The sequence below is a fragment of the Allobosea sp. RIT-PG3_2 genome, from assembly GCF_057321085.1.
Genome location: NZ_JBXWCA010000008.1, coordinates 214,713 through 239,284, shown reverse-complemented (window position 1 = coordinate 239,284; position 24,572 = coordinate 214,713). Strand labels below are relative to the sequence as shown.

Sequence of the window (24,572 nt, the reverse complement as noted above, 5' to 3'; positions counted from 1 at the left end):
TAGGATTGGGCTCAATGGCCTTCATGCCGCGAAGTCTTCCGCAGCAAAGCGTCGGATCACGATAAACAGGTCATTCTGTCGCGCGGCGCCGGAAGCAATTAGCTCGGCCTCCTTGCACTTCGCATCTTCCGATCGGGCCTCAATGAGATGCTGTCGCGCGGCGCCGGCATCCCTGACACTCTCCAGCTTGGCGACGCGCTACCTGATACCTGCTGTGCTCATTGCGGGCGCTCCTCATAGATCGTCACGAACATCACGAACTCGTCACGCTCGGCAGCCGTGCCGGCTCGGATCATGGCCGTTCGCTGGGCTTGCACGTCCTCATGGCTGCGGCCGAATATGATGCTTCCAGGGGCGCGACATCGTGAGAGCCATTTTGTACCACCCGTGTGTACCACTCGGCGGCTGCAAGCCACTGATTTTTCAGAACTCTTTTTGGATCAAACCCTTAGCGGGATGATGGCGGACAGGGAGGGATTTGAACCCCCGATACCCTTGCAGGTATGCCGCATTTCGAGTGCGGTGCATTCAACCACTCTGCCACCTGTCCGCGGTCGCCTTCGGTCGAAGCGGGGTGGTTACTACACAAGCCAAGGCCGGGGGGCAAGCCTTCGCCGCGGCAGAAATCCACCTTATCCCTTCCGCTTTCGCTTGACGTTCCGGGCGAGCGCGACTATCGAGCACCGTCCGGCGTGGGGAAACCCGCGCCTGATCTCTTTTGGCCTGCGCGATGCGTCGCAAGCCGGCAAGAGCAAACCTGACCACGCAATCGACTGCCAAAAAGCCGTCCCGCGTGCGCTTCCAGACCGGAGGCCATGACAGGGCGGGGCCGAACATGGAGGACAAAATGTTCGCAGTCATCAAGACCGGCGGGAAGCAGTTCCGCGTCGCCGCCAACGACAAGATCACCGTTGCCAAGATCGAAGGCAACCCGGGCGACACCGTCGCCTTCGGCTCCGTGCTGATGCTCACCGAAGGTGAGAAGACCACGCTCGATATCAAGGCCCTCTCCGAGATCACGGTCGCGGCCGAGATCGTCGAGCAGGCCCGCGGCGAGAAGGTCATCGCCTTCAAGAAGCGCCGCCGCCAGAATTCCAAGCGCAAGCGCGGTTTCCGCGCCGAGCTGACCGTCATCCGCATCACCGACATCCTCACCGGCGGCAAGAAGCCGGAGATGAAGAAGGGCGATGCTTCCGCCGTCGCGCTGAAGGCCGCTTCGCCCGCCACCAAGGGCAAGGCTGCGCCGAAGGCCGCCAAGTCCGCAGCCAAGGGCGAGGCGCTCGACGCTTCGAACCTCTCGCTGATCTCGGGCGTCGGCCCGACCATCGAGAAGAAGCTGCGCGCCGCCGGCATCACCTCCTGGAACGACATCGCCGCCTGGACCGAGGCCGACGTCGCCAAGTGGGACGAGGAGCTGAAGCTGCGTGGCCGCGCCACCCGCGAGGAGTGGGTCGAGCAGGCCAAGGAGCTGCTCGCCGGCAAGCCCCCGCGGGCCAAGGCGGACCAGGAAGAACTCGCCTCGGGCGAGGACTACTGACGGTACACGTCAGCGCAGATTGATCGTCGCGCCCGAACCGGCTGGCTTTCGCCGCCGATTCGGGTTAGAGAGACAGCACAAGTTTTGAGGTAGGGCGTTATGGCTCACAAAAAGGCAGGCGGCTCGTCGCGTAACGGCCGTGATTCTGAAAGCAAGCGCCTCGGCGTGAAGAAGTTCGGCGACCAGGCGGTCGTTTCCGGCAACATCATTATTCGTCAGCGCGGCACCAAGTGGCATGCCGGCGCCAACGTTGGCATGGGCAAAGACCATACCCTCTTTGCGACGACGAATGGCCGCGTCCGATTCACGACGAAACTCGGCCGAGCTTTCGTGAACGTAGTCCCGGCCCAAGAGGCCGCAGAATAAACGGCGGATAGGGAATTTCCTCGATCCGCCGGTTCCATCGAACCGGATCGGATCAAGGGTCTAAACCCTCAGCGGGTTTCCCGAAGGTCAAGGAAAAGGGGAGATGGGACCAAAATCCCAGCTCCCTTTTTCGTTTGCGCCGACGGAGAGACCGATGTTCCCCGAACTGACCCGCGACGATGTCTTCCGGCTCGAAACCCGGCGTCTCTGGCTGCGCTGGCCGCGCATGGCCGATGCCGCCGCCATCCTTCGCCAGGCCGGCGAGAAGGCTGTGGCGGAGATGACGGCTTCCATTCCCCACCCCTATCCGCCGGACGCGGTCGAGCCCTTCGTCTTTGCCATGCGCAAGGGCAACGCGCTTGGCGAGCACCTCGTGCTGGCGATCACGCCGCGTTCGAAGCCGAACGAGCTGATCGGCATGATCGGCGCCCACAGGCAGGCTTCGGGCGTGCCCTTCATCGGCTACTGGCTCGGCACCCAGCACTGGAACAAGGGCTATGCCACCGAGGCCGTGCAGGGGCTGATCGACACGATGTTCTCGCTCGTCGACGTGCCGGCGATCGACGCCGATACCCGCGTCATCAACCCGGCCTCGCGGCGGGTGCTGGAGAAGTCCGGTTTCCGGGCGGAGGGCTCCTTCCTGAAGTCGCTGCCGGCCCGCGGCGGGCTGTTCCCTTGCGAGCAGTTCCGGCTCGACCGCTCGACCTGGGCGGCGCTGAAGAGCTGGAGCGCCAGCGGCTGGACGCCGCAGCATGAGCTAGACGATGCCGAGCCCGCGCTGCCGGAAACGGAGTCGTCGATCCGTGCCCAGCAGTCGCAGGGCGAGCCCTGCCCTGCTTGACGCAGTCTCGCCCATGACGACTCAGCTGGGCAGGCACGTAGGATGCCAAAATCAGATCGAAGGGGCCGCCCATCAAAGGCCGCCCCTTCTTTTTGAAGAAGGACGAGGTCAGCGGGTGTGGACCGGCGACTCGGTAAAAATCGAGGCAAATCGCTTACTGTCCATGAGAGCCGCGCCTGCTAGCCCTGACGCACTCTGAACGAGCGGAGTGTGTCTGTGAAAAGTAAGATTTCGAATATTAGAGCATATCTCAGGTCGTCTCTGCTGGCCCAGGCTTTTGCCGGCTGCCTTGTTGCCACGCATGTGCCGATCATTTCTATCGTTGCCTATGTCGCGTCCGGCGCGAACGTCAGCGCGCGGGCCATTCTGGCTATAACCCTGCTGGCAACGCTGGCCGGCACCGCCTTTGCCTTCGTTGTGATGCGCCATCTTCTGCTGCCTGTCGGCGAGATCGCCCGCAACCTGCGTTCCTATCGGCTCGAGGGCCGGATTCCGCATCTGATCAAGGCGCGCGACGACGATGTCGGGCGTCTGACCGACGAAGTCCGGGCGCTGATCAACGCCCTCGAAGACAAGATGACCCGCCTGAAGCGACAGGCTTTCTCCGACATGCTCACCGGCCTCGGAAACCGCCGCTGGCTCGCGGAAGCCGTGAGCGTCGAGATCGCACGGGCCCGCCGCGAACAGCGCCCCCTGTCGGTCATCGTGTTCGATCTCGATCACTTCAAGCGTATCAACGACGATTTCGGCCATGATGTCGGCGATGAGGTTTTGCTCGCCGTGGCCGAGACCTCGAAACGCGTCCTCCGGCCCTATGATCTGGTCGCACGCCTCGGCGGAGAGGAGTTCTGCGCATTCCTGCCGGCCACTGGCCTCAAGGAGGCCCTTCCGATCGCGGAAAGGCTGCGCGAAGGCATTGCCTCGCTGCAGATCGACGCCCTGCAGGGCCGGCGGGTCACCGCGAGCTTCGGCGTGCACGAAGCGGATGTGGTGCGCGAACAGTTCAAGGACATGCTGCGCACGGCCGACCAGTATCTCTACCAGGCCAAGGGCTCCGGGCGGAACCAGGTCCAGGCCCTGGAAGCGCGCCCCGCAGTGTTGCAGACCGGAGCGGCCAACCAGGCCGAGCCCTGAAGCTCATAACCCGATGAAAATGCGGCGGCCGGAGGCGGAAGCCCCCTGGCCGCCGCTCTGTTTCTGGCACTACTTGACGAAGGTGCCGTGCAGTTCGTCGTCGATATGGACGCGGATGATCTCCTCGAAGCTCGACTCCGCCTTGAAGCCGAGCGCCGGCGCCCGCTGCGGGTTGAAGTTGCGCGGCCAGCCGGCGACGATTCCGTCGATCACCGGATCCTGCACCCGCTTGATCCGGGCGACGACATTCTCGCCCGCGACCTTGCGCAGCGCCTCGATCTGCTCGGCGACGGTGCAGGAATAGCCCGGCATGGTCAGCGCTCGGCGCGGGCCGATCGCGGCGGTGTCCATCGTCGCGGCGTGGATCAGGAAGCCGACGGCCGAGCGTGGCGAGGCATGCCAATGGCGAACTTGGTCCGAGACCGGCAGCACCGCCTCCTCGCCGTTCAGCGGCTCACGGATGATGTTGGAGAAGAAGCCCGACGCCGCCTTGTTCGGCTTGCCGGGCCGCACGCAGATCGTCGGCAGGCGAATGCCGACGCCGTCGAAGAAGCCGCGTCGCGTGTAGTCGCTGAGCAGCAACTCGCCAATCGCCTTCTGCGTGCCGTAGCTCGTCAGCGGGGTGGTGAAGAACTCGTCCTCGATCTTGTCGTGGAAGGGGGCGCCGAAGACCGCGATCGAGGAGGTGAAGATCAGGCGCGGCTTGTACCCGTCGCCGGTCTTGCGGATCGCATCGAAGAGATAGCGCGTGCCGTCGAGATTGATCCGGTAGCCCTTGTCGAAATCGGCCTCGGCCTCGCCCGAGACGATCGCCGCGAGATGGACGATCAACTCGGGGCGGGTCGCGATCAGCTTCTCCGCCTCGCCCTCGATCGAAAGGTCTGAGACCACAGCTTCGAAATCGAAGGGCGCGGCCGGCGGCGCCGCGGCGACGACCACGTCCTGCGCCGTCACGCGCGTCACCGGCTTGCCGCCGAGGCCGCCATCGCGAGCCAGGCGCTCGATGAATTTGCGCCCGACCATGCCGGCGCCGCCGAGAACGAGAATATGCATCGGTTCTGTCCTGAAGGTTTGCTGAAATTTGGCGTCTGTCAGTGCGGAAGATGGCCGCCGAGATCGTCCTCGATATGGACGCGGATGATCTCGTCGAAATCACGTTCGGCCTTGAAGCCGAGCGCCAGCGCGCGCTTCGCGTCGAAGCGGGTCGGCCAGCCGGCGACGATGGCCGCGGAGGCCTCGTCGGGAGCGCGCTTGATCAGCGTCACCGCCTTGTCGCCGGCGATCCGGCGCAACGCCTCGATCTGTTCGCCGACGGTGACGCAAACGCCCGGCATCGTCAGGTTGACGCGCGGGCCCAGCGCCTCGCGCGACAGCCCGGCGGCATGGATCAGGAAGCCGACGGCCGAGCGCGGGCTGGCATGGGTGAAGAGCACGTCGTCGCCGACCGGCAGCAGCGCCTCCTGCCCCTGCAGCGGCTCGCGGATGATGCCTGAGAAGAAACCGCCGGCCGAAGCGTTCGGCTTGCCCGGCCGCACCACGATCGAAGGAAAGCGGATGCCGACGCCGTCAATCAACCCGCGCCTGGAGTAGTCGGCCAGCAGCAACTCGCCGATCGCCTTCTGCGTGCCATAGCTGGTCAGCGGCGTGACATGGAACTCGTCGGAGATCGCGGGCGGGAACGGCGCGCCGAAGATCCCACTCGAGCTGGTGAAGACGAGCTTGGGCACATAAGCCGCGCCGCCCTCATGCCGGATCGCTTCCAGCAGGTGGCGCATGCCGTCGAGATTGATGCGGTAGCCCTTGTCGAAATCGCGCTCGGCCTCGCCCGAGATGATCGCGGCAAGGTGGAAGATCAGGTCCGGCCGCAGCGCGGCGAGTTCCCTGGCGACGGCCGCATCGGTCGCATCCTCGACGCGGATCGTCGCCCGGTCCGCAAGCTCGGCCGGCAGCGAAGCCGCCACGACATCGGTCAGGGTCAGCGTGCTGATCGCCTTGCCGGCGCAGCGCCCTTCGCGCGCCAGACGCTCCGCCAGCCTGCTGCCGACCATGCCGGCCGCGCCCGTGATCAGGACATGCATGGGCTCTCCCTATCCGTTTTGTGCCGGCCGCTTCTTGGTTCGCGACCTTTCGGAAGAACGGCGAGCAGCAGGGCCGCTCGCCATCCGCGTCTGCGCTCAGAGCGCGAAGCCGCCATCCGCCAGATGGATCTGGCCGGTGGTGTAGCTCGACTCGTCGGCGGCGAGATAAACCGCAAGCCAGGCGATCTCCTCGGCAGTGCCGAGCCGGCCCATCGGCTGGCGGTCGACGAAGGCCTGGCGAGCCGCGGCTTCGGTCGTGCCGGTCGAGGCGGCGAGGTCCTTGATGCGCTGGTCGAGCGACGGGGACTGGATCGTGCCCGGGCAGATCGCGTTGGAGCGAACGCCCTTCTTGATGTAGTCGGCCGCGACGGCCTTGGTCAGGCCGATCACCGCCGCCTTGGTCGCTCCATAGGCGTAGCGGTTCGGCAGGCCGCGCACCGAGCCTGCGCCCGAGGCGATGTTGATGATCGAGCCCGAGCTCTTCTCCAGCATCCCCGGCACGAAGGCCTGGATCGTGCGGTGCATCGACTTGACGTTGAGGTCGAAGGAGAAGTCCCAGGCCTTGTCGTCGGTCGTCAGCACCGTGCCGTGATGGACGAAGCCGGCGGCGTTCACGAGGATGTCGATCGGCCCGACCTTCTCGGCGAAGGCATTGACCGCCTTGCTCGAGAGCACGTCGAGCTTGCGCTTCTTCGCCTTAGGAATGCCTTCCAGCAGCGCGACATCCTTGTCGGTCGCCCAGACGGTGGCTCCCTCGGCCACGAAGGCCTCGGCGATGGCCCGGCCGATCCCCTGCCCTGCGGCGGTGACGACCGCGACTTTGCCCTTCAAACGTCCTGCCATGCTCGATTCCTTTTATTAGCCGGCTTTTTAAAAGGTCTTGCGCATATGGGTCAGCCGCCGGTCGGCCATGTCCTCATGATGCGTGATGGCGAAGCCGAGGCGCTCGTACCAGCCGATACGTTCGGTCAATTTCGCATGGGTGTAGAGATGGACGGATCCGTAGCCGAGCGCCCGCGCCCGCTCGTCCGCGAAGGACATCAAGCTGGCGCCCAGCTTGCGGCCGCCCGCCTCCGGCGCGACCGCGACGCTCCAGATCGTGAAATCCTGCGGCTCGATATCGAGCACCAGCGCGGCTTCGAGACCGTTTTCGCCATCGACCAGCCAGACCTCGTGCTCGGCGACGACCTGCGTGTAATCCGCGATGCGCGGCAGCGAAGGCACGCCGATGATACTCTCGTTCGGCGTATAGGCGGCGTTCTTGAGCGAGAGGATCGCCGGGATGTCGGCAAACCCCGCCCGGCGCAGCGTCACCTTCCCGGCTTCGCCCTGAATCTGGTTGAAAGCGCCTAGCGAGAGCTTCTGGCCGCCTTGCGCGTCGAAATTCTCCGGAGCCAGCCAGCGGCGGAAGGCCTGCGCGCGCACCGGCCACTCGCCATCGAGGATCGAGAACCAGGCGGTGTCGCGGTTGGCGCCCTTCACCACCATGTGCTGGCGGAACAGCCCTTCATACTGGAAGCCGAAACGCAGGGCCGCGCGCTTGGAAGGTTCGTTGAGATTGTTGCACTTCCACTCGTAGCGGCGATAGCCGAGCGAGAAGCCGTAATCGCCGACGAGATAGATCGCCTCGGTCGCCGCCCGCGTGCGCTGCAGCGCCGGCGCATAGGTGATCCAACCAACCTCGAAGACCCCGTGCTCGGGCCTGATCTCCATGATCCAGAGATGGCCCTTGGCCTTGCCGTCAGCCTTGTCGATCACCGCGAGCGGGACGATGCCTGCCTTGGCCACCATGGAATCGAGCAGGGCGCGGTATTCATCCTTGCTCTGCGGCGGAGCAGCCGGAAGCCAGTCCCAGACATGGGTCTGGCCGGCATTGGCAGCCCAGATGTCGTCTAGATGACGGTCAACGTCGAGCGGCTCGAGTCGGCAATACTGGCCTTCCAGCACCTTCGCGAGCGGGAATGGCGGCGCCTTCCAATCGAACATCATGACTTCGTTTTCCCCCGCCAGCCCGTGAAATCGTGCCGGATCTCCCAGCCCGCGCCGAGTTCGGCCGCGATGGCATGGGCAAGCGCATGGCCCTCGGCCTCCCAGGCCAGGCGCTCGACCTCGTCGGTGAAATCCGAAGCGGCCTCGTCGTCCTCGTCATAAATCGCGTCGAAGGCATCGACCCAGGCTTCGAGCCGGTCGCCGATTTCATCGGAAAGCCCGATATCCTCGACATCGACCGCCCGGCGCTTGCCCTTGGCGTCGACCTGCCAGAGACCGCTCTGCCCGAGCCATTCCGGCGCGATCAGGAGCGTGCCGCTCATGAACGCGCCTCGAGATCCTCATGGAAGAACGGGTTGAGCGGCGAGGACGGGCCGTTGCCGGCAAAGCCCTTGAAGCTGCCTTCTTCCGCGATCAACCGCGTCGCCTCGATGAAGGCCGCCCAGGCGGCGCGCGCCAAAGCCCCGCCGATGGAGATGCGCCGCGCGCCCGCTGCCGCGATCTCGTCGACGCTCAACCCGAAATCGCCATAGACCAGGGCGTTGACCGGCTTGCCGCCCGCCGCCGACACGATGGTGCGGATATCGTCGGCCGTCTTCGGCCCGGGCGCATAGAGCACGTCCGCTCCGGCAGCCGCATAGGCCTCGATCCGGCGCGCCGCTTCCTTCAGCGGCTCGGCATGTCCGGTCAGGAAGCATTCCGCCCGCGCGGTCAGCACGACGCCCGAGCCGGTCTCGTCGATCGCCTTGCGCGCGGCCTTGATGCGATCGACGGCCAGTTCGAACGCATAGAGCGGCTCGCTCTCGCGCCCCGTCGCATCCTCGATCGAGAGGCCGGCGACGCCGGTTGCAATGCAGAGCTTGACGTTGGCCGCGACACCATCAGGCGTATCGGCATAGCCGTTCTCGAAATCGGCGTTCACCGGCAGGTCAGGCACCGCCTTCACCATTTCGGCGATATGGGTGAGCATCATGTCGCGCGGCACGTCCTGGTCGGCGCGCGCCTGCGTGAAAGCGAAGCCCGCGCTCGTCGTCGCCAGCGCCTTGAAGCCCTGCCCGCGCAGCCAGCGGGCCGAGCCGAGATCCCATGGATTGGGCATCACGAAGCAGCCGGCCTCATGCAGCTTGCGGAACGCTTCGACTTGCGGGCTGCGGGCCATTTTTCAATCGTTTCAAATGGGAGCGGAAAGAACGGCTGCCATAGTGTCGAGGGTCAGATCGTTTGTCAGCCCCGAAGCCGCGCGTCGCGCAGCGAGCGCCGATGCGCGGACGGAATGGCGTGGGCGGAGTGGCGCGGTCATCCCGCACGCGCTGCGGCACCAAGTGCTGCTGCGCGGATGCGGGAACGCGTGAAGAAAGGGCGCGCTTATCGGGTGACGGTCCCGTGTCTGCGCCGCGGCATTCACATGCCGCAGCGCGCACGGGATGACGCCAGTTCCGCTTAGTGATTGTCGCGCGGAACGCCGAACTTCTTGTGGATCTTCTGGTACTTGACCGCCGGCTTGAGAACCATGCCTTCCGACAATTCGTCGACGATCTTGCGCTGGATCTCCTGCCAGGGCGTCTGGCTCTTCGGGTACTTGTAGCCACCCGCCGCCTTGAACGCGGCCCTGCGCTCGGCCAGCTCATCATCCGAGATCAGGATGTTGGCAGTGCGCTTCTTGAGGTCGATGCGGACCTTGTCGCCGGTCTTGAGCAGCGCGAGCCCGCCGCCGGTCGCCGCTTCCGGCGAGGCGTTGAGGATCGAGGGCGAGCCCGAGGTGCCGGACTGGCGCCCGTCGCCGACGCAGGCGAGCGCGGTGACGCCCTTCTTGATCAGGTAATCCGGCGGCCGCATGTTCACCACCTCCGCCGCGCCGGGATAGCCGATCGGGCCAACGCCGCGGATGAACAGGATGCAGTGCTCGTCGATGGCGAGCTGGGGATCGTCGATGCGGTGGTGGTAATCCTCCGGTCCGTCGAAGACGATGGCACGGCCCTCGAAGGCCATCGGATCCCCAGGGTTCTCCAGATAGCGCTGGCGGAATTCCGGCGTGATCACGCTGGTCTTCATAATAGCGGAATCGAACAGGTTGCCCGACAGATTGAGGAAGCCGGACTGCGCCTTCATCGGCTCGTCATAGGTCTTGATGACCTCGCGGGCGATGGAAAAGGCTCCCTTGCAGTTCTCTTCCAGCGTCTGGCCGTTGGCGGTGATGGCAGGCTTGATCTTGCCCTTCTCGACCAGCTCCGCGATCACGGCGGGCAGGCCGCCGGCCCGGTAATAATCCTCGCCGAGATACTCGCCGGCCGGCTGCATGTTGACCAGCAGCGGGATCTCGTAGCCGATCTTCGTCCAGTCCTCGTTGTCGAGCTTGACGCCGATATGCTTGGCGATGGCGTTGACGTGAACAGGTGCATTGGTCGATCCGCCGATCGCCGAATTGATGACGATGGTGTTCTCGAAGGCTTCGCGCGTCAGGATCTTCGACGGGACCAGGTCCTCCCAGACCATCTCGACGATGCGGCGACCGGTCAGATACGCCATCTCGTAGCGATCGCGATAGGGCGCGGGGATCGCGGCGGCACCGGGCAGCGTCATGCCCATCGCTTCCGCCAGCGAGTTCATCGTCGAGGCCGTGCCCATGGTGTTGCAATGGCCGGCCGAAGGCGCCGAGGAAGCGACGAGGTCGACGAAGCCTTTGTAGTCGATCTCGCCGGCCGCCATCATCTGGCGCGCCTTCCAGACGATGGTGCCCGAGCCGGTGCGCTCGCCACGGAAGGAGCCGTTGAGCATCGGCCCGCCCGGCAGCGCGATCGCCGGGATGTCGACCGTCGCGGCCGCCATGATCTGTGCCGGGGTGGTCTTGTCGCAGCCCGTCGTCAGCACGACGCCGTCGAGCGGATAGCCGTAGAGAATCTCGACCAGCGAGAGATATTGCAGGTTGCGGTCGAGCGAAGCCGTCGGCCGCTTGCAGGTTTCCTGGATCGGATGGATCGGGAACTCGAAGGGCACGCCGCCCATCTCGCGGATGCCGTCGCGGATGCGCGGCGCGAGCTCGATGTGGTGGCGGTTGCAGGGCGCGATATCCGAGCCCGTCTGCGCGATGCCGATGATCGGCCGACCCGACTGCAGCTCTTCCCGCGAAAGGCCGAAGTTCATCGTGCGCTCGATATAGAGCGCGGTCATGTCGGCATTAGCCGGATTGTCGAACCAGGCCTTCGAGCGCAGCTGCGCCGGCTTGATGCGGCGTGGAGCCTTCTTGCGTGTCAGCGCGACCGGTCGGTCCTCGCGCGGAACATTGCTTTCGGGAGCTTTGGCCATCCTCGTTTCCTCTCGCTCGGCACGGCGCTGACGGCCGTTTGCCGATCTCACATTCGAACGATTTGAGACAAGCCATCATGCCCATAGCCCGCGGCTGGGCAAGGCCCAATCTGGCGGATAGTCATACTATTTATTCATGCTGTATGCAGCATGCAACAAGGCGCGATGCGTGGCAGGCGCTTGCCAGCCCCGCCTCTTTGGCGCCAGAAAAGGCTGCTCCGACAGGAACTGGCTTCTTCAACTCTTCGAAACCCGGCCGAGAAACGCGTCATGACCCTTCACGTCGTCCCGTCCTTCGCCCGCATCGGCGAGGAGAACGCCTTTGCCGTGCTGGCGCGCGCGACCGAGCTGCAGCGGCAGGGCAAGGACATCGTCAATCTCGGCATCGGCCAGCCCGATTTCGCCACGCCCGAGCACATCGTCGAAGCCGCCGTGAAGGCGCTGCGCGACGGCCATCACGGCTACACCCCCGCCAACGGCATCCTGCCGCTGCGCGAGGCGGTCGCCGCCGATCTGCACAAGCGCTTCAAGGTCGAGGTCTCGCCGGACAACGTGATGATCGTGCCCGGCGGCAAGGTCACCATGTTCATGGCGATCCTGATGTTCGGCGAGCCCGGCGCCGAAATCCTCTACCCGGACCCCGGTTTCCCGATCTACCGCTCGATGATCGAATATACCGGTGCGACGCCGGTGCCCGTGCCGATCCGCGAGGAGAACGGCTTCGCTTTCTCGGCCGAGGAGACGCTCTCGCTGATCACGCCGAAGACGCGGCTGCTGATCATCAACTCGCCGGCCAACCCGACCGGCGGCGTCACGCCGAAGGCGGAGATCGACAAGCTCGTCGCGGGGCTGGCTGATTTCCCCGACGTCGCGCTGATGTCGGACGAGATCTACGACCAGATGGTCTATGACGGCGAGGAACATGTCTGCCTGCTGAGCTATCCCGAGATTCGCGACCGGCTGATCTTGCTCAACGGCTGGTCCAAGACCTATGCGATGACCGGCTGGCGCATGGGCTGGTCGGTCTGGCCGAAGCCGCTCTACGACAACGCCCGCAAGCTCGCGGTGAACTCGCATTCCTGCGTCAACGCTCCCGCGCAATGGGCGGGGCTCGCCGCGCTCACCGGCCCGCAGGACGCGGTGCACGCCATGGTCGCGGAGTTCGACCGGCGCCGGAAGGCGGTGGTCGCGGGGCTGAACGGCCTGCCGAACGTCTCCTGCATCACGCCGAAAGGCGCCTTCTACGCCTTCCCCAACGTCTCGCGGACCGGCTGGAAGGCGAAGAAGCTCGCTTCCGCCCTGCTGGAGGAATCAGGTGTCGCGACGATCGGCGGGCCCGATTTCGGTGTCCATGGCGAGGGCTATATTCGCCTCTCCTATGCCAACTCGCTTGAGAACATCGAGAAGGCGCTGGAGCGCATGAAGACCTTCCTCACCAACGCGAGGGCTGCCTGACCATGGTCACCTGCTATCTGCGCTATGTCGTCGACCCTCACAAGCTCGACGCCTTCGAGGCCTATGGCAGGCTCTGGATCCGGCTCGTCGAGAAGTTCGGCGGCAAGCACCACGGCTATTTCATGCCCTCCGAGGGCACGTCCAACGTAGCGCTCGCCTTCTTCAGCTTCCCGTCGCTGGCGGCCTATGAGGAGTACCGCACGCGCTCGTTCGACGATCCCGAATGCCGGGCTGCGATCGCGATGAACGAGAAGGATCGTTTCATCGTCAGCTATGAGCGGTCCTTCTTCCGGCCCGTCTTCGAGGATGATCAGGGCGTCAAGCGCGCACCGTGATTCATGGCGTCGCCGGCCTGCTGATGCACGACGTGAAAGCTGGGTCATCCCGGGCTTGACCCGGGATCCATGCCAGAGCGCGGCCGATCAAGCTTCAGGCATGGATCCCGGCTCTACGCTTCGCTCCGGCCGGGATGACCCGTGCTTCCATGAAAGGCAGTGCTACCCGGCCTCTTTTAGCGCGAGGCGCTCGCGGTCACGCCCGGATCGACCTTGAAGCTCGAAGCTTCGATCACGGCCGTGCCGATCATCGTCTTCACGGAGATGCGGACCGGCACCATCATGTCGGTGCCGGCAACCGGCGCGAGCCATGCCGTGATGTCGCGATTCTCGGCCATGAACTTCGTGCTGGGCCTGAGCGCGCGGTGGCCGGCGATCGGCACATAGCGCGCCTGGCAGATCGAGACCGGGCCGCTATAGCCCTCCAGCTTGACGGTGCGGGTGCCGGCGCTGCTCAGCTTGATGTCATAGCGCGCCGCGCCGTCGAAGATCGGCAGCGTGCGGTTGCAGGCGCCATCCCTGCCCTTGCCGTTGACCGGCATCAGGAAGGCGCTGAGCGGATCCACGACGTTGCGCTTATGGCTCTCGTTGAGCGGCACGCGGTCAGGCTTCTCGTCGATCGGCGGCTCGATATCGACGCCGGCGACGCTGCCTTCCGCCAGCGCCATGCGAACGGTGCGGCTCTCGTTGGAGTTGGCCGAGCTGACGGCGAAGGTCTTCGGCGCCAGCCGGCCGCCCGCGAGCGCGCCGGTCGCGGCACCTGAACCACGCCCGCCCGTGACGCCACCCACGATGCCCGTCAGCTTGGCCGCCATGTCGAGCTTGTAGCTCGATGCGTCGATACCGCCGGTCAGGCTCGCCGTGCCCAGCGTGATGCCGAGGAGCGATACGTCGTAGCGCGCGTCGAGCGAGGCCGCGCCCGCAGCCTCGGCCAGACAGGCTGCGAGAACCAGCCCTGCGATGGTCGATGCGACGGCGGATTTCATCCATTGCCTCCGGAACGGCGCGATCCTGCGCGGCATGCACTCTGAATCGGTCCGAATCGTGACCGGTTTTCCCTCGCGGCGAAGCGACGGCCGACCGAAGCATCGGACCCCGATCTTTACACCCCGTTAACGCTGAAGGCCATGTGAACAACCGGCGGGAGTTTTCCTTGACGCGGCCGGCAGCCTTGGCTATGGAACCCCGACTTCAATTTGACTTCCGGTGCTCGCCGGCACGTCGCGTGTCGGTTTTTTTGTTTGAGCGATCCGGGGATGCAAGGAACGATTGCCATGGCCCGCCGTTGCGAACTGACCGGGAAAGCCACCCAGACCGGCCACCTCGTCAGCCACTCGAACCGCAAGACGAAGACGGTCTTCCGTCCGAATCTCGTCAACGTCACGCTGCAGTCGGACGCGCTCGGCCGTTCGGTGCGCCTGCGCGTTTCGGCCAACGCCCTGCGTTCGGTCGAGCATCGCGGCGGCCTCGACGCCTTCCTGCTCAAGGCTGCGGCCGGCGACCTCTCGGTCGGCGCGCTCGGCCTTAAGCGCGACCTTGAGAAGAAGCTCGCCGCCAACTGAGCGGGTTTCCCTTTCGGGTTTGAACGAAGCGGCCGAAAGGCCGCTTTTTTCGTTTGGGCATACAACACGCCATTCTCGGGCGAAGCGAAGCGCAGACCCGAGAATCTCAGGCCGAGGGGGCTACGGCATCCATTGGTCATGAGATGCTCGGGTCAGGCCCGAGCATGACGCTCTCTATGAAAGCAGCTCGAACTCCAGCAGCAGCGTCCGCTGCAGGAACGAGAAATTGTCGTCCGAGATCAGCGTCAGCACCGTGCGCCCGCTCTCCAGATGGACCGAAAGCCCCTCCATATTATCGATCTCGTAGCCGAGATCGGCCTCGATCAGGCGGGAGCCGTCGAGGAACGCGCCGGGCCGGATCTCCCGACCGGCGATTCGGCGGATGCGCATGCCGACGCCACGCAAGGGCTGATACCAGCGCTCCAGCAGCAGCATGTCGCCGGACGGCAGGAAGGCGAGGTCGGTGATGTCGTAGCCGTCATGCCGGGCGACCTGGAACAGACCCGGCTGGGGGCCGCCGAGAAGGACGCCGAGCGTCGGCTCGTCCTCCTTGCCCGATCGCTCGGCAATCGCGACGAGCGCGCCCTTGAACGGTCCGGACGGCACGACGCCGATCGCCTCCAGCCCTCGATTGCGCGGCAGGCGCTTGACCTCGGGCGGCACCGGCACCGAACGCGCGCGGGCCTCGACACCCTGCCCGGCCCAGTCGAAACGCACGATCTCATGCCTGCGCTCGATGCCGACATAGGCGACGCCGTCGGCAATGCACAGGCTTTCCGTATCGTAGAGCCCCGAACGTGCGAGCGGCCGCCCGGATGCGCCGAGAATGGCCGCCATTTCGGCATCGTCCAGCCCGGCGAGCTTGCCTGCCTGCGAGGTGATTCTCGCCGTCAGCCAGTAGCCGCGATCGCTCACTGCGACGAAATCGCGCCCGTCGTTGAGCCGCGCCAGGCCCGAGAAACCACCGAAGCGCGGATGACCGGATGACAGGACGAGCCCGCTGCGGAATTGCAGCGCACCGAACCGGCGCCGATCCGGATTGCGTGGCTCGAAAGCCGTGATGGCCCGCACGGAGACCCCGACTGGAAAGCGGGTCTGCTCGACGGCCTCAGCAGCGCCCGGCACTGCGCACGCGCCGAGGCCTGCGAGCGCGGCACGACGTGTGAGGCGCATCAGTGCAGGCGGCGCGAGGTGGAACCGGAGCCCGTGGGCCCGTCCTCTTCGAACAGCTCGGCGAGCTTCTCGGTCATCACGCCGCCCAGCTCCTCGGCATCGACGATGGTGACGGCGCGGCGATAATAGCGCGTCACGTCGTGGCCGATACCGATGGCGATGAGCTCGACCGGCGAGCGCGTCTCGATCTCGGCGATGATGTGCCGAAGATGCCGCTCCAGATAGTTGCCGGCGTTGACCGAGAGCGTCGAATCGTCGACCGGCGCGCCGTCCGAGATCACCATCAGGATCTTGCGCTGCTCGGGCCGCCCGAGCAGGCGCTTATGCGCCCAATCCAGCGCCTCGCCGTCGATGTTTTCCTTGAGCAGCCCCTCGCGCATCATCAGCCCGAGATTCTTGCGCGCGCGCCGCCAGGGCGCGTCGGCGGCCTTGTAGATGATGTGTCGGAGGTCGTTCAGGCGGCCGGGATTGGCCGGCTTGCCCGATTGCAGCCAGGCCTCGCGCGAGAGCCCGCCCTTCCAGGCGCGCGTGGTGAAGCCGAGCAACTCGACCTTGACGCCGCAGCGCTCCAGCGTCCGGGCCAGAATGTCGGCGCAGGTCGCGGCCACCGTGATCGGCCGGCCGCGCATCGAGCCGGAATTGTCGATCAGCAGCGTCACAACCGTGTCGCGGAAATTGACGTCCGATTCCTGCCGGAAGGAGAGCGGCTGGAACGGGTCGATGATGATCCGCGGCAGGCGGGCCGGATCAAGCGCGCCCTCCTCCAGGTCGAACTGCCAGGAGCGGTTCTGCTGCGCCATCAGCCGCCGCTGCAGCCGGTTGGCGAGGCGCGCGACGACGCCCTGCAGATGCGCGAGCTGCTTGTCGAGATAGGCACGTAAGCGGGTCAGTTCCTCGGCGTCGCAGAGCTCCTCGGCCGTGACGATCTCGTCGAACTTGACCGTATAGGCCTTGTAGTCGGTCTGCGGACGCTCGTTGCCGCGGCTCTCGCGCGGGCGCGGTGCCTCCCCGGCCTCCTCGGATTCGGAGCTGTCATCCTCCTCGTCCCAGTCGCCGGCCGGCGCATCGCTCGCCTCGGAAGCGCCCTCCTGCAACTCCTCGGTTGCGTCCTCGCTGACGTCGACCTCGGAGCGATCGGCGCCGCTCTCCTGCTCGGATTCGCCTTCCTGCTGCTGCTGGTCCTCGGAGGACTGGTCCTGATTGTCCTCGTCCTCCTCGGACTCGTCGCCCTGCGCGGTCTGATCGGCCATGTCGAGCGCCGCCAGCATGTCGCGCACCGTGCGGGCGAAGCCGCGCTGGTCCTCGACCGTCTTCGCGAGCCGGTCGAGATCGCTGCCGGCCTTGGCCTCGATCTGCTCGCGCCAGAGCTCGACGATCTTCTCCGCCGCCTTCGGGGGCTTCAGTCCGGTCAGGCGCTCGCGCACCATCAGCGCCAGCGCGTCCTCGAGCGGCGCATCGGCCCGGTCGGTGATCTCCTCGTAGCGCCCGCCGCGATGATAGCGGTCCTCCAGCATCGCGGTGATGTTGCCGGCCATGCCGGACATCCGCCGCGCACCGATCGATTCGACGCGCGCCTGCTCGACGGCATCGAAGACCGCGCGGGCCGCATCGCCCTCGGGCGCAGCGCGACGGTGGATCGCGACGTCATGGCAGGCGAGGCGGAGCGCCATCGAATCGGCATGGCCGCGCAGGATCGAGACGTCGGCTGGCGTGAGCTTGCGCGGCGGCTCGGGCAGGCGTGCCCGCTCGCCGACCAGCGACGGCTTGTCGGCAGCGAAGACGATTTCCATCTCCGGCTTGCGTGCGATCGCCTTCATGGCGCCCGAGATCGCCCGCTTCAGCGGCTCGGCCGGGGCTTCCTTCGGCGTTCCGGGCTTGCGGTTCGAGATGCTCATAGCGCCTTCGTGAAGTGATGCAGCGTTTGACCCGCCACCGGATAGTTCTCCATCCGGCCGCATTCGCGATAGCCGAGCCTCGGATAGAATCCCGGGGCCTGGATACTCATCGTCCCGAGAAAGACGCCTTTGGCGCCGTGCTCGCGAGCCTCGTCTTCAGCCCGCGCGACCAGCGCCTCGCCCAATCCCGCGCCGCGATGGGCTTCGTCGATCCAGAGCAGATCGACATAGAGCCATTCCCATTTAAGCTCCCCGACAAGGCCACCGACGATATCGCCGTTCTCGTCGCGCAGGCTGATGGCCAGCGGCCTGGTGTTCCGGGGACCGACCTTCGACTGGTTATGCGCGCTCAACCCGCGCACGACGGCCGCGCGCGTCTCGGTTTGCTCGGGCTCGACCGTAACCGCGACCATCGCTCCCCCTAGCGCGAACGCCCGTCATATTGCGTCGGCGAGAGATCGCCCGGCTCGACGCCAACGAGGCAACGCACATTGACCGCGACCATCGGCGTGCCGTCGGGTCCGGTCGCCTTGGCGAAGGACTCGATGCCGCAGGTCTCGCAGAACAGGTGCTGGATCTTCTGCGTGTTGAAGCGGTACTCGGTCAGCGCGTCCTCGCCCTTGGTGAGGGTGAAGACGCTGGCCGGCGAGAAGGCGAGAATCGAGCCGCGGCGCTGGCAATAGGAACAGTTGCAGGTGATCGTCTGCCCGAGATCGGCCTCGACCTCATAGGCAACCCGTCCGCAATGGCAGCTGCCCTGATACTGCGCCATGGCTCGTTTCCTCCGTTAGCTCAGCACCACGTTCGCCGCGCTCTCCGGCAGTTCCTTGCCGAAGGAACGCTGGTAGAACTCCGCCACCAGCGTGCGCTCCATCTCGTCGCATTTGTTGAGGAACGTCACACGGAAGGCGAAGCCGATATCGCCGAAGATCGCGGCATTCTCGGCCCAGGTGATGACCGTACGCGGGCTCATCACGGTGGAGAGATCGCCGTTCATGAAGGCGTTGCGGGTGAGATCGGCGACGCGGACCATCTTGTTGACGATGTCCTTGCCATCAGGCGTCTTCTGGTAGTGCTTCGACTTCGCCAGGACGATCGCGACCTCGTTGTCATGCGGCAGGTAGTTCAGCGTCGTCACGATCGACCAGCGGTCCATCTGACCCTGGTTGATCTGCTGCGTGCCGTGATAGAGGCCCGAGGTGTCGCCGAGGCCGACCGTATTGGCGGTGGCGAACATGCGGAAGGCGGGGTGCGGGCGGATGACGCGCTTCTGGTCGAGCAGCGTCAGCTTGCCGGACTGCTCCAGCACGCGCTGGATCACGAACATCACGTCCGGGCGACCGGCGTCGTACTCGTCGAAGACGAGCGCGATGTTGTTCTGCAGGGCCCAGGGCAGGATGCCATCCTGGAATTCCGTGACCTGCTTGCCTTCCTTCAGCACGATCGCGTCCTTGCCGACGAGGTCGAGCCGCGAGACGTGGCTGTCGAGGTTGACGCGCACGCAGGGCCAGTTCAGCCGAGCGGCGACCTGCTCGATATGGGTCGACTTGCCGGTGCCGTGATAGCCCGAGATCATGACGCGTCGGTTATGCGCGAAGCCGGCGAGGATCGCGATCGTGGTGTCGCGGTCGAAACGGTAATCCGGGTCGAAATCCGGGACATGCGGATCGGCTGCCGAATAGGCGGGCACCTCGAGGTCCGTGTCGATCCCGAAAGTCTGCCGAACCGACAGCTTCATGTCGGGCAATCCGGGCGCGGTCGTCGTCGTCATCATCTTGTCTCCGGGCGCAGGGCCGTGGCCGGTTTATCGCCGGTTACCCAGTGCCGACCGAGGAGGGAGGCGGATCATCCCTCATTAGAGCGAAAGACTGGAAGCGGCAATTCGCAAAGCTGCATCCCGGCCCTCGCAAAGGGCATGCCGGCTCACTGCCCCGCTGCTTCAAACGCGCTGCGCCAGAAGCTGTTTCACGATTGCGGCCGCATTGCGCGCTCCATCAAGTGCAAGGCCGATTGCCGGCGGCACGGCGCCGATGCCGGCTTCGACCGCCACCGCCAGATCAGCCGGCGTCAGGGCCCCTTCCCCCGAAAGGCGCAGACAGCGTGCAAGCCCGGCCTCTTCCATTGCCGCGGCCCGGATGGCCTGCTCCGTCTCCCCGCCGGCATCGAACGGCACCACGATTGCAGGGCGGCACGCGGCGACGAGATCAAGCACCGTGTTGTAGCCGGCCTGACTGATCGAAATAGCACAGCCGGCGAGAAGAGCCGGAAAGTCGGGCCGCACCCGCTCAACCGTGACATGGGCCGGCGCCTCCGCCCGAAGCCGGCCGAAGACATCCTCGCCGACTGCTCGCCCGACGAGGATGCGCCAGCGCCGCTGCGGCGAACCGAGCCTGGCCGCCGCGATGGCCAATTCGAACAAGGGCACGGCCGCGGCGGAGCCGCCGCCCGAGACCAGCACTTCGCGGTTTTCGATCGGCGCGGCGATGGCCGGCGCCTCCGCCATGTAGCCGGTGTAGAGCAGCTTGGCTGCCAGCCTTGCATCGACCGGCCATGACTGATCCAGCGGCAGGAAATCCGCATCGCCATGGACCAGCACGGCATCGAACAGCGCGGCGAGCCGCTGCTGCGCCTCCGCGATACGGTCGGGGCGCGGCGTCACCAGCACATCCCGGACGGAGGACAGCACGAGCGCCTTCGGATTGGCCGCTCGCGCCGCGGCGATCAGGGCGAGGAACTCGGCGGCCAATTGTCGGCGTCCGAACGGGAAATGCTCGGTGATCACGACATCGGGCCGCAGCTCGGCCGCCAGCGCCTCCAGAACGGCGATACGTTCCGCCCCACGCCCCGGTGCGACCGGCTGACCCGCCTCGTCGAGCAGCGTGCGGAAGTCGACGCCCTCCGTCCGCACCGGAGGCAACTGCACGAAAGCGAAGGGCTCCTGCTCCATCGCCCGCAGCAGCATGCCGCCACTGGCAAGCGTGACCGCGAACCCCTCTCCGGCCAGCGCCCGCGCCAGATTGGCCGCACGCACCAGATGGCCCGAGCCGAGCAGATGCGTCACCGCGATGAAAATTGTCGCGCTCACCGCGATTCGCCAGCCGAAGCGCGCAGCCGGGCAGCGATCCTGTCGAGGCCCGCCGCCGCAGAGAAGGAACCGGTCAGGCGCGCAAAGGCCCCGTCCCCCAGCTCCGCGCGCCGCTGGGGCGAGCCGGCCAACTCCATAAGCGCTCCGGCCAGCCCGTCGATATCGCCGGGCGGCACCAGAAGCCCCTCGATACCCGGCCGGACGAACTCCGGGATGCCGGCGAAATCGGTCGCGATTATCGGCAAGCCTTGGCTCGCCGCCTCCATCACGACATTGGGCAGGCCGTCGCGATCGCCATCCCCCGCCTGCTTCGAGGGCAGGACGAAGAGATCGGCGTCGCGCAGCGCGGCGATGACCTCGTCCTGCGCCTTGGCACCTGCCCAGACGATCCTGTCGGCGATGCCGAGCGCGCGCGCCTTTTCCTGCAGCGCCTTCAGCATCTCGCCGCCGCCGATATGGGTCAGCCGCCAGTGCAGCGGGCCGGGAAGCCGCGACAGCGCCTCGAGCAGATCGTCGAAGCCCTTCTTCGCCACGGCACGCCCGATCGTGACGAAGCGCACCGGATCGGCCGGATCGGCACCATCGCGCGCGGATCGCGGTCCCGGCGCCGGAAAACGCGCGAGGTCGAGGCCGTGATAGACGAGAGCGACCTTGTCCGGCCGCTCGGAGAGCCTCGCCAGCTCGCGAAAGCCGTCCTGCGTGCAGGTCACGCCCCATGCGGCGTCCGCGATCTTCTCGCGTTTTTCCCAGTCCGGCGTCGTCCAGATGTCCTTGGCATGGGCGGAGAAGGACCAGCCCAGACCGCGCAGCAGCGCGGCATAGCGGATCACCGAGGCCGGCGTGTGCAGATAATGCACATGCAGATGCCGGATATCCGGTGGCAGCTCGCGCGCCATCACGCAGGCTTGGCCGAAGCGGCGCAGGCGATTGCGCGTCCTGTCGCGCGCGAGATCGCGCAGGAAGACCGGCAACAACCGCAGGAGGCCAGGACGCGAGACGGCATTGAGAATGCCGCGCGCCACGCGCCCCGGCTCGTCATGCAGATATTCCGGCAGATAGCGCACCGGAGCGGCGATCTGGCCGTGCATCAGATGCTTGGCGGCGTCTGTCGGATGCCGCAGCGACCAGATCTCGAAGGCGAGGTCGCGCTGCTGCAGCCCGAGCAATTCCTGCGCGATGAACGTTTCGGAGAGCCGGGGATAGCCCTTCATCGCCACCGCGACACGCGGCACAGCGCCCGTGCTCATCGCCGGCCGATCAACATGAAACGCGTGTAGTTCTTCGTCGGCCGCGCCCCGGCGAACCAGATCTCCGCAAGCCCCGCCTGCTCGCGAAAGGCATCGAGCGAGGGCACGCAGCTGCGGTGATCGGGCTCGCGATAATAGTTGTTCGATTGCAGGACGAGCGGCAACCCGGCCGGCAGCGTCGCGACCCAGCCCGGCACATCCCCGAGATGCTCGCAGCTCGTATTGATGACGAGCCCCGGCGCCAGGGATTGCGCCCCGAAATCCATCGTCATCATGTCGGCCGTCACGGCCCGGAAGCGTCCGGAACCGACGTGCCGATGGTTCAGGGTCTTCGCCACCTCGGCACAGCTCGGATCGACATCGAGGCTCACGACCTGATCGACGGTGAGCCTGGAATCGTCGAGCAGCATCGCGCCGAGCACGCCGTACCAGGCGCCGAGAACCCAGACCGGGCCGGCAGGCTTCGGACAGTGCTCAGCCAATGCTTCGACCAGCCATTGCTTCGACGCGATCTGCTTGTGATTGCAGGCGATCGACAGATCGGGCGGCGCACCCTTGCCGTAGAGGCGCGCGATATCGGCGACGATGCGGTTGCCGGACAGCGCAGCCATACCGCGCAGCAGGTCGTGGAAGGCCTCGCAAGGCGGTTCGGGCGTCATGGTTCCGTCGTTGTCGGCAAAGCTCGGCGGGACCATAGGCAGCAGCTTCGGCAAAGGCCAGCCTCGCATGCCCGATCAATCGCGCGGAGTTGCCTCGCCCGGCTCGGTCGCCACTTCCGCCACCTCCACGGCCTCGGTCGCCTCATCCGCGGGCTTCGCCGCGGCCGGCATTGGCATCGCGGCGTTGGCAGCGTCATCGCGCTTGCGGCGCGCGACTTCAGGCGCGCTGGCGAAGCCATAGGCGGTGAGCGATTTCTCGCGCCCCTTGATCGCGATCTTGAGCGGCACCGTGCCGGCATAGCTGCGCCCGGTGGTCCGGATCGTGTCTTCCGAGACCACGACATCGGCCAGCACCCGCCGCGTCGCCGATTCGAGCTGGCTCGCGATCATCACCGTCTCGCCGACCGTGATCTCGCGCCGGCCGAGATTGTCGTTCTCGACCGCGCCGGTGATGGCATCGCCGGTGTGGATGCCGATGCCGATCCGGAGCGGCAGGGGCAGCGCCGCCCCGAACTCGCGGTTGAGCGCCTCGACTGCCCGCACGATGTCCGCCGCCGCATTGATCGCCGCCTGCGCGCCGCGCGCCTGCGATCCTTCCAGCCCGAACACCGCCATGAAGCCGTCGCCATAGAAGGCGTCGATGCGCCCGTCATGGGCCGTGATGGCCTGGCTCATCTCGTCGAAGAACCGGTTCAGCAGGCCGATGAGCTCGCGCGGCAATTGCCGCTCCGAGAGCGCCGAGAAGGCCCTGAGATCGGCGACCACGACCGTCAGGCCGCGCTTGTTGATCGCGTCGTCGGGCTGCAGCGGCCGCGCGCCGGTGGCGTTCAGCCGAGATGCGAGCAGGATCTGCACCTGCAGATCGTCATGCGGCCTGATCTGGCAGGCGAGCCTGACCCCCTCAGGCGCAGAGATGCGTCGCAGCAGCCGGGCCTCGTTCATCCCCGGTGCCGGCAGCCTGTCGTTGCCGTCCATCACCAGCACGCGGCAGGTGGCGCAACGCGCCCGACCGCCACAGAGCGCCGCATGCGGAATGCCGAAACGGCGGAACATCTCGAGCACCGTCGGCCCCGGCGCCAGCCGGCGCGTGCCATGGCCGACGAAGCGCACGGTGATCTGGCGCGTCGTCCGCACCCGGATCTCACGAATGCCGACGAACAGCACGAAGGCGCAGACCAGCCCGTAGAAGCCTCCCTTGCCCCACATGACGTCACGATCGAACATCATCCGCTGCGCGTCGGTGACGAATTCCGGCGGCAGCGCCATCCGCTCGGCCTCGCGCGCCGCGACCATGAATCCGATCAGTGCGAGGATCGGTATCAGGATCGAGACCAGCAGAAACGGATCGCGCCAGTGATGGTAGGCGTCGCGCGAGCGCAGCATGAAGTGGATGCCGATCATGCCGTGCGTCCAGACCAGCAGCAGCAGCAGCGACTGCAGCACGGCACGATCGGGCCAGAGCCGGCGCAGCACGGCGTGGTAGGTCTCGTCGACACCGAAATAGATGCCCATCACGCGCGTGCTGATGATGTGGTCGACGAGCAGGAGCGGGATGGCGAGGCCGAGCGCGATCTGCAGCATCTCGCGCACCGGCATCTTGAACGTGCGGCGCTGGACCACGCGCAGCAGCGCGAAGAGCGGGTGGACCACGAGCGCACCGTAGAGCAGGACCGAGCCCAGCCACGAGTGCCACAGGCCGTAGCGCCAGTCCTGCACGCGCTCCATGGCCCCGATCCCGAGGATGCCCACGGCATGGTTCAGGAAATGCGTCGTCGCGAAGGCGAGCAGGATCAGGCCCGAAATCAGCCGGATGTCCCGGCTCCAGGACGAGACCTGGTCCATGCTTGCGCCCATGCCGCTGCGGGCCGTGCCCGTGCGCTGCGTACCGGCGGCTGCTGGCCGATTCATGCGAG

General features: G+C 66.2%; 24 protein-coding genes and 1 tRNA gene. 7 read left to right on the top strand and 18 right to left on the bottom strand.

The window, feature by feature from the left end; genetic code table 11:
* Positions 1 to 460: 460 nt before the first annotated feature.
* Positions 461 to 550, bottom strand: a tRNA-Ser gene (locus AC2FAN_RS21660).
* A 297-nt stretch (positions 551 to 847) separates the two neighbouring features.
* Between AC2FAN_RS21660 and rplU the strand changes: the two genes are divergently transcribed.
* The 4 genes from rplU (at position 848) to AC2FAN_RS21640 (ending at position 3,878) form a co-directional block, all read left to right on the top strand.
* The gene (gene rplU, locus AC2FAN_RS21655; protein ID WP_485176261.1) at positions 848 to 1,537 is read left to right on the top strand and encodes a 50S ribosomal protein L21; all 690 of its coding nucleotides are present in this window, start codon (positions 848 to 850) and stop codon (positions 1,535 to 1,537) included.
* Between the two features lie 99 nt (positions 1,538 to 1,636).
* A complete protein-coding gene (gene rpmA, locus AC2FAN_RS21650) occupies positions 1,637 to 1,903 on the top strand; it encodes a 50S ribosomal protein L27 (RefSeq protein ID WP_199085184.1) in 267 nt (88 codons plus the stop codon).
* A gap of 154 nt (positions 1,904 to 2,057) precedes the next feature.
* The gene (locus AC2FAN_RS21645; RefSeq protein ID WP_265050163.1) at positions 2,058 to 2,744 is read left to right on the top strand and encodes a GNAT family N-acetyltransferase; all 687 of its coding nucleotides are present in this window, start codon (positions 2,058 to 2,060) and stop codon (positions 2,742 to 2,744) included.
* 303 nt (positions 2,745 to 3,047) lie between these two features.
* The gene (locus tag AC2FAN_RS21640; protein WP_485176260.1) at positions 3,048 to 3,878 is read left to right on the top strand and encodes a GGDEF domain-containing protein; all 831 of its coding nucleotides are present in this window, start codon (positions 3,048 to 3,050) and stop codon (positions 3,876 to 3,878) included.
* A gap of 69 nt (positions 3,879 to 3,947) precedes the next feature.
* On the opposite strand, the gene denD (AC2FAN_RS21635) is transcribed toward AC2FAN_RS21640, so the two are convergent.
* From denD (AC2FAN_RS21635) to AC2FAN_RS21605, 7 genes are all read right to left on the bottom strand, one after another.
* Positions 3,948 to 4,931, bottom strand: a complete 984-nt coding sequence (denD, locus tag AC2FAN_RS21635; protein ID WP_485176259.1) for a D-erythronate dehydrogenase — start codon at positions 4,929 to 4,931, stop codon at positions 3,948 to 3,950.
* Positions 4,932 to 4,969: 38 nt separating this feature from the next.
* On the bottom strand, positions 4,970 to 5,956 hold the full coding sequence (denD, locus tag AC2FAN_RS21630) for a D-erythronate dehydrogenase (protein WP_485176258.1): 987 nt from the start codon (positions 5,954 to 5,956) through the stop codon (positions 4,970 to 4,972).
* 96 nt (positions 5,957 to 6,052) lie between these two features.
* The gene (locus tag AC2FAN_RS21625) at positions 6,053 to 6,799 is read right to left on the bottom strand and encodes an SDR family oxidoreductase (RefSeq protein ID WP_265050167.1); all 747 of its coding nucleotides are present in this window, start codon (positions 6,797 to 6,799) and stop codon (positions 6,053 to 6,055) included.
* Between the two features lie 27 nt (positions 6,800 to 6,826).
* Entirely contained in the window at positions 6,827 to 7,945 is a 1,119-nt protein-coding gene (locus tag AC2FAN_RS21620; protein ID WP_485176257.1) for a GNAT family N-acetyltransferase, read from the bottom strand.
* Positions 7,942 to 8,268, bottom strand: a complete 327-nt coding sequence (locus tag AC2FAN_RS21615) for a hypothetical protein (protein ID WP_485176256.1) — start codon at positions 8,266 to 8,268, stop codon at positions 7,942 to 7,944. Before AC2FAN_RS21615 ends, AC2FAN_RS21620 begins: the two co-directional genes overlap by 4 nt.
* Positions 8,265 to 9,104: an isocitrate lyase/PEP mutase family protein gene (locus tag AC2FAN_RS21610; RefSeq protein ID WP_485176255.1), complete on the bottom strand. Its 840-nt coding sequence runs from the start codon at positions 9,102 to 9,104 to the stop codon at positions 8,265 to 8,267. Before AC2FAN_RS21610 ends, AC2FAN_RS21615 begins: the two co-directional genes overlap by 4 nt.
* 281 nt (positions 9,105 to 9,385) lie before the next feature.
* Complete coding sequence (locus tag AC2FAN_RS21605; protein ID WP_485176254.1) at positions 9,386 to 11,248, bottom strand: IlvD/Edd family dehydratase; 1,863 nt, start codon at positions 11,246 to 11,248, stop codon at positions 9,386 to 9,388.
* A gap of 270 nt (positions 11,249 to 11,518) precedes the next feature.
* Here AC2FAN_RS21605 and AC2FAN_RS21600 point away from each other — a divergent pair, with 270 nt between their 5' ends.
* Together AC2FAN_RS21600 and AC2FAN_RS21595 are read left to right on the top strand one after the other, a co-directional pair.
* Positions 11,519 to 12,703, top strand: coding sequence for a pyridoxal phosphate-dependent aminotransferase (locus AC2FAN_RS21600; RefSeq protein WP_485176253.1), 1,185 nt, complete (start codon positions 11,519 to 11,521; stop codon positions 12,701 to 12,703).
* 2 nt (positions 12,704 to 12,705) lie between these two features.
* The gene (locus AC2FAN_RS21595) at positions 12,706 to 13,038 is read left to right on the top strand and encodes an NIPSNAP family protein (protein ID WP_265050173.1); all 333 of its coding nucleotides are present in this window, start codon (positions 12,706 to 12,708) and stop codon (positions 13,036 to 13,038) included.
* A 176-nt stretch (positions 13,039 to 13,214) separates the two neighbouring features.
* Here AC2FAN_RS21595 and AC2FAN_RS21590 read toward each other — a convergent pair whose 3' ends face one another.
* Positions 13,215 to 14,024, bottom strand: coding sequence for a DUF3108 domain-containing protein (locus AC2FAN_RS21590; protein ID WP_485176252.1), 810 nt, complete (start codon positions 14,022 to 14,024; stop codon positions 13,215 to 13,217).
* Positions 14,025 to 14,312: 288 nt separating this feature from the next.
* Between AC2FAN_RS21590 and rpmB the strand changes: the two genes are divergently transcribed.
* Entirely contained in the window at positions 14,313 to 14,600 is a 288-nt protein-coding gene (rpmB, locus tag AC2FAN_RS21585) for a 50S ribosomal protein L28 (protein ID WP_265050175.1), read from the top strand.
* Positions 14,601 to 14,774: 174 nt separating this feature from the next.
* Here the strand turns inward: rpmB and AC2FAN_RS21580 are convergent, their stop codons facing one another.
* The 9 genes from AC2FAN_RS21580 to AC2FAN_RS21540 form a co-directional block, all read right to left on the bottom strand.
* Complete coding sequence (locus AC2FAN_RS21580) at positions 14,775 to 15,725, bottom strand: esterase-like activity of phytase family protein (RefSeq protein WP_485176251.1); 951 nt, start codon at positions 15,723 to 15,725, stop codon at positions 14,775 to 14,777.
* Positions 15,726 to 15,772: 47 nt separating this feature from the next.
* Positions 15,773 to 17,668, bottom strand: a complete 1,896-nt coding sequence (gene cobT / locus AC2FAN_RS21575; protein ID WP_485176250.1) for a cobaltochelatase subunit CobT — start codon at positions 17,666 to 17,668, stop codon at positions 15,773 to 15,775.
* A complete protein-coding gene (locus tag AC2FAN_RS21570) occupies positions 17,665 to 18,081 on the bottom strand; it encodes a GNAT family N-acetyltransferase (RefSeq protein ID WP_485176249.1) in 417 nt (138 codons plus the stop codon). The genes cobT and AC2FAN_RS21570 overlap by 4 nt, the downstream gene beginning before the upstream one ends.
* Before the next feature lie 8 nt (positions 18,082 to 18,089).
* A complete protein-coding gene (locus AC2FAN_RS21565; protein ID WP_265050179.1) occupies positions 18,090 to 18,440 on the bottom strand; it encodes a GFA family protein in 351 nt (116 codons plus the stop codon).
* Positions 18,441 to 18,455: 15 nt separating this feature from the next.
* The gene (gene cobS / locus AC2FAN_RS21560) at positions 18,456 to 19,442 is read right to left on the bottom strand and encodes a cobaltochelatase subunit CobS (protein WP_485176248.1); all 987 of its coding nucleotides are present in this window, start codon (positions 19,440 to 19,442) and stop codon (positions 18,456 to 18,458) included.
* A gap of 165 nt (positions 19,443 to 19,607) precedes the next feature.
* Entirely contained in the window at positions 19,608 to 20,753 is a 1,146-nt protein-coding gene (locus tag AC2FAN_RS21555) for a glycosyltransferase family protein (RefSeq protein ID WP_485176247.1), read from the bottom strand.
* Positions 20,750 to 22,000 (bottom strand): glycosyltransferase, encoded by a 1,251-nt coding sequence (locus AC2FAN_RS21550; protein ID WP_485176246.1) that lies wholly within the window; start codon positions 21,998 to 22,000, stop codon positions 20,750 to 20,752. The genes AC2FAN_RS21555 and AC2FAN_RS21550 overlap by 4 nt, the downstream gene beginning before the upstream one ends.
* Entirely contained in the window at positions 21,997 to 22,659 is a 663-nt protein-coding gene (locus AC2FAN_RS21545; RefSeq protein WP_485176245.1) for a class I SAM-dependent methyltransferase, read from the bottom strand. The genes AC2FAN_RS21550 and AC2FAN_RS21545 overlap by 4 nt, the downstream gene beginning before the upstream one ends.
* A 75-nt stretch (positions 22,660 to 22,734) precedes the next feature.
* Positions 22,735 to 24,567, bottom strand: a complete 1,833-nt coding sequence (locus AC2FAN_RS21540) for an adenylate/guanylate cyclase domain-containing protein (protein ID WP_485176243.1) — start codon at positions 24,565 to 24,567, stop codon at positions 22,735 to 22,737.
* Positions 24,568 to 24,572: the final 5 nt, after the last annotated feature.

What these genes read in the sequence shown, in the direction of transcription:
- AC2FAN_RS21595 (WP_265050173.1), top strand. Translation starts at nt 12,706, where the DNA reads ATGGTCACCTGCTATCTGCGCTATGTCGTCGACCCTCACAAGCTCGAC.
- AC2FAN_RS21600 (WP_485176253.1), top strand. Translation starts at nt 11,519, where the DNA reads ATGACCCTTCACGTCGTCCCGTCCTTCGCCCGCATCGGCGAGGAGAAC.
- denD (WP_485176259.1), bottom strand. Translation starts at nt 4,931, where the DNA reads ATGCATATTCTCGTTCTCGGCGGCGCCGGCATGGTCGGGCGCAAATTC.
- rpmA (WP_199085184.1), top strand. Translation starts at nt 1,637, where the DNA reads ATGGCTCACAAAAAGGCAGGCGGCTCGTCGCGTAACGGCCGTGATTCT.
- AC2FAN_RS21565 (WP_265050179.1), bottom strand. Translation starts at nt 18,440, where the DNA reads ATGGCGCAGTATCAGGGCAGCTGCCATTGCGGACGGGTTGCCTATGAG.
- rpmB (WP_265050175.1), top strand. Translation starts at nt 14,313, where the DNA reads ATGGCCCGCCGTTGCGAACTGACCGGGAAAGCCACCCAGACCGGCCAC.
- AC2FAN_RS21540 (WP_485176243.1), bottom strand. Translation starts at nt 24,567, where the DNA reads ATGAATCGGCCAGCAGCCGCCGGTACGCAGCGCACGGGCACGGCCCGC.
- denD (WP_485176258.1), bottom strand. Translation starts at nt 5,956, where the DNA reads ATGCATGTCCTGATCACGGGCGCGGCCGGCATGGTCGGCAGCAGGCTG.
- AC2FAN_RS21605 (WP_485176254.1), bottom strand. Translation starts at nt 11,248, where the DNA reads ATGGCCAAAGCTCCCGAAAGCAATGTTCCGCGCGAGGACCGACCGGTC.
- AC2FAN_RS21570 (WP_485176249.1), bottom strand. Translation starts at nt 18,081, where the DNA reads ATGGTCGCGGTTACGGTCGAGCCCGAGCAAACCGAGACGCGCGCGGCC.
- AC2FAN_RS21550 (WP_485176246.1), bottom strand. Translation starts at nt 22,000, where the DNA reads ATGAGCACGGGCGCTGTGCCGCGTGTCGCGGTGGCGATGAAGGGCTAT.
- AC2FAN_RS21610 (WP_485176255.1), bottom strand. Translation starts at nt 9,104, where the DNA reads ATGGCCCGCAGCCCGCAAGTCGAAGCGTTCCGCAAGCTGCATGAGGCC.
- AC2FAN_RS21590 (WP_485176252.1), bottom strand. Translation starts at nt 14,024, where the DNA reads ATGAAATCCGCCGTCGCATCGACCATCGCAGGGCTGGTTCTCGCAGCC.
- AC2FAN_RS21645 (WP_265050163.1), top strand. Translation starts at nt 2,058, where the DNA reads ATGTTCCCCGAACTGACCCGCGACGATGTCTTCCGGCTCGAAACCCGG.
- AC2FAN_RS21615 (WP_485176256.1), bottom strand. Translation starts at nt 8,268, where the DNA reads ATGAGCGGCACGCTCCTGATCGCGCCGGAATGGCTCGGGCAGAGCGGT.
- AC2FAN_RS21545 (WP_485176245.1), bottom strand. Translation starts at nt 22,659, where the DNA reads ATGACGCCCGAACCGCCTTGCGAGGCCTTCCACGACCTGCTGCGCGGT.
- AC2FAN_RS21620 (WP_485176257.1), bottom strand. Translation starts at nt 7,945, where the DNA reads ATGATGTTCGATTGGAAGGCGCCGCCATTCCCGCTCGCGAAGGTGCTG.
- rplU (WP_485176261.1), top strand. Translation starts at nt 848, where the DNA reads ATGTTCGCAGTCATCAAGACCGGCGGGAAGCAGTTCCGCGTCGCCGCC.
- AC2FAN_RS21625 (WP_265050167.1), bottom strand. Translation starts at nt 6,799, where the DNA reads ATGGCAGGACGTTTGAAGGGCAAAGTCGCGGTCGTCACCGCCGCAGGG.
- cobS (WP_485176248.1), bottom strand. Translation starts at nt 19,442, where the DNA reads ATGATGACGACGACGACCGCGCCCGGATTGCCCGACATGAAGCTGTCG.
- cobT (WP_485176250.1), bottom strand. Translation starts at nt 17,668, where the DNA reads ATGAGCATCTCGAACCGCAAGCCCGGAACGCCGAAGGAAGCCCCGGCC.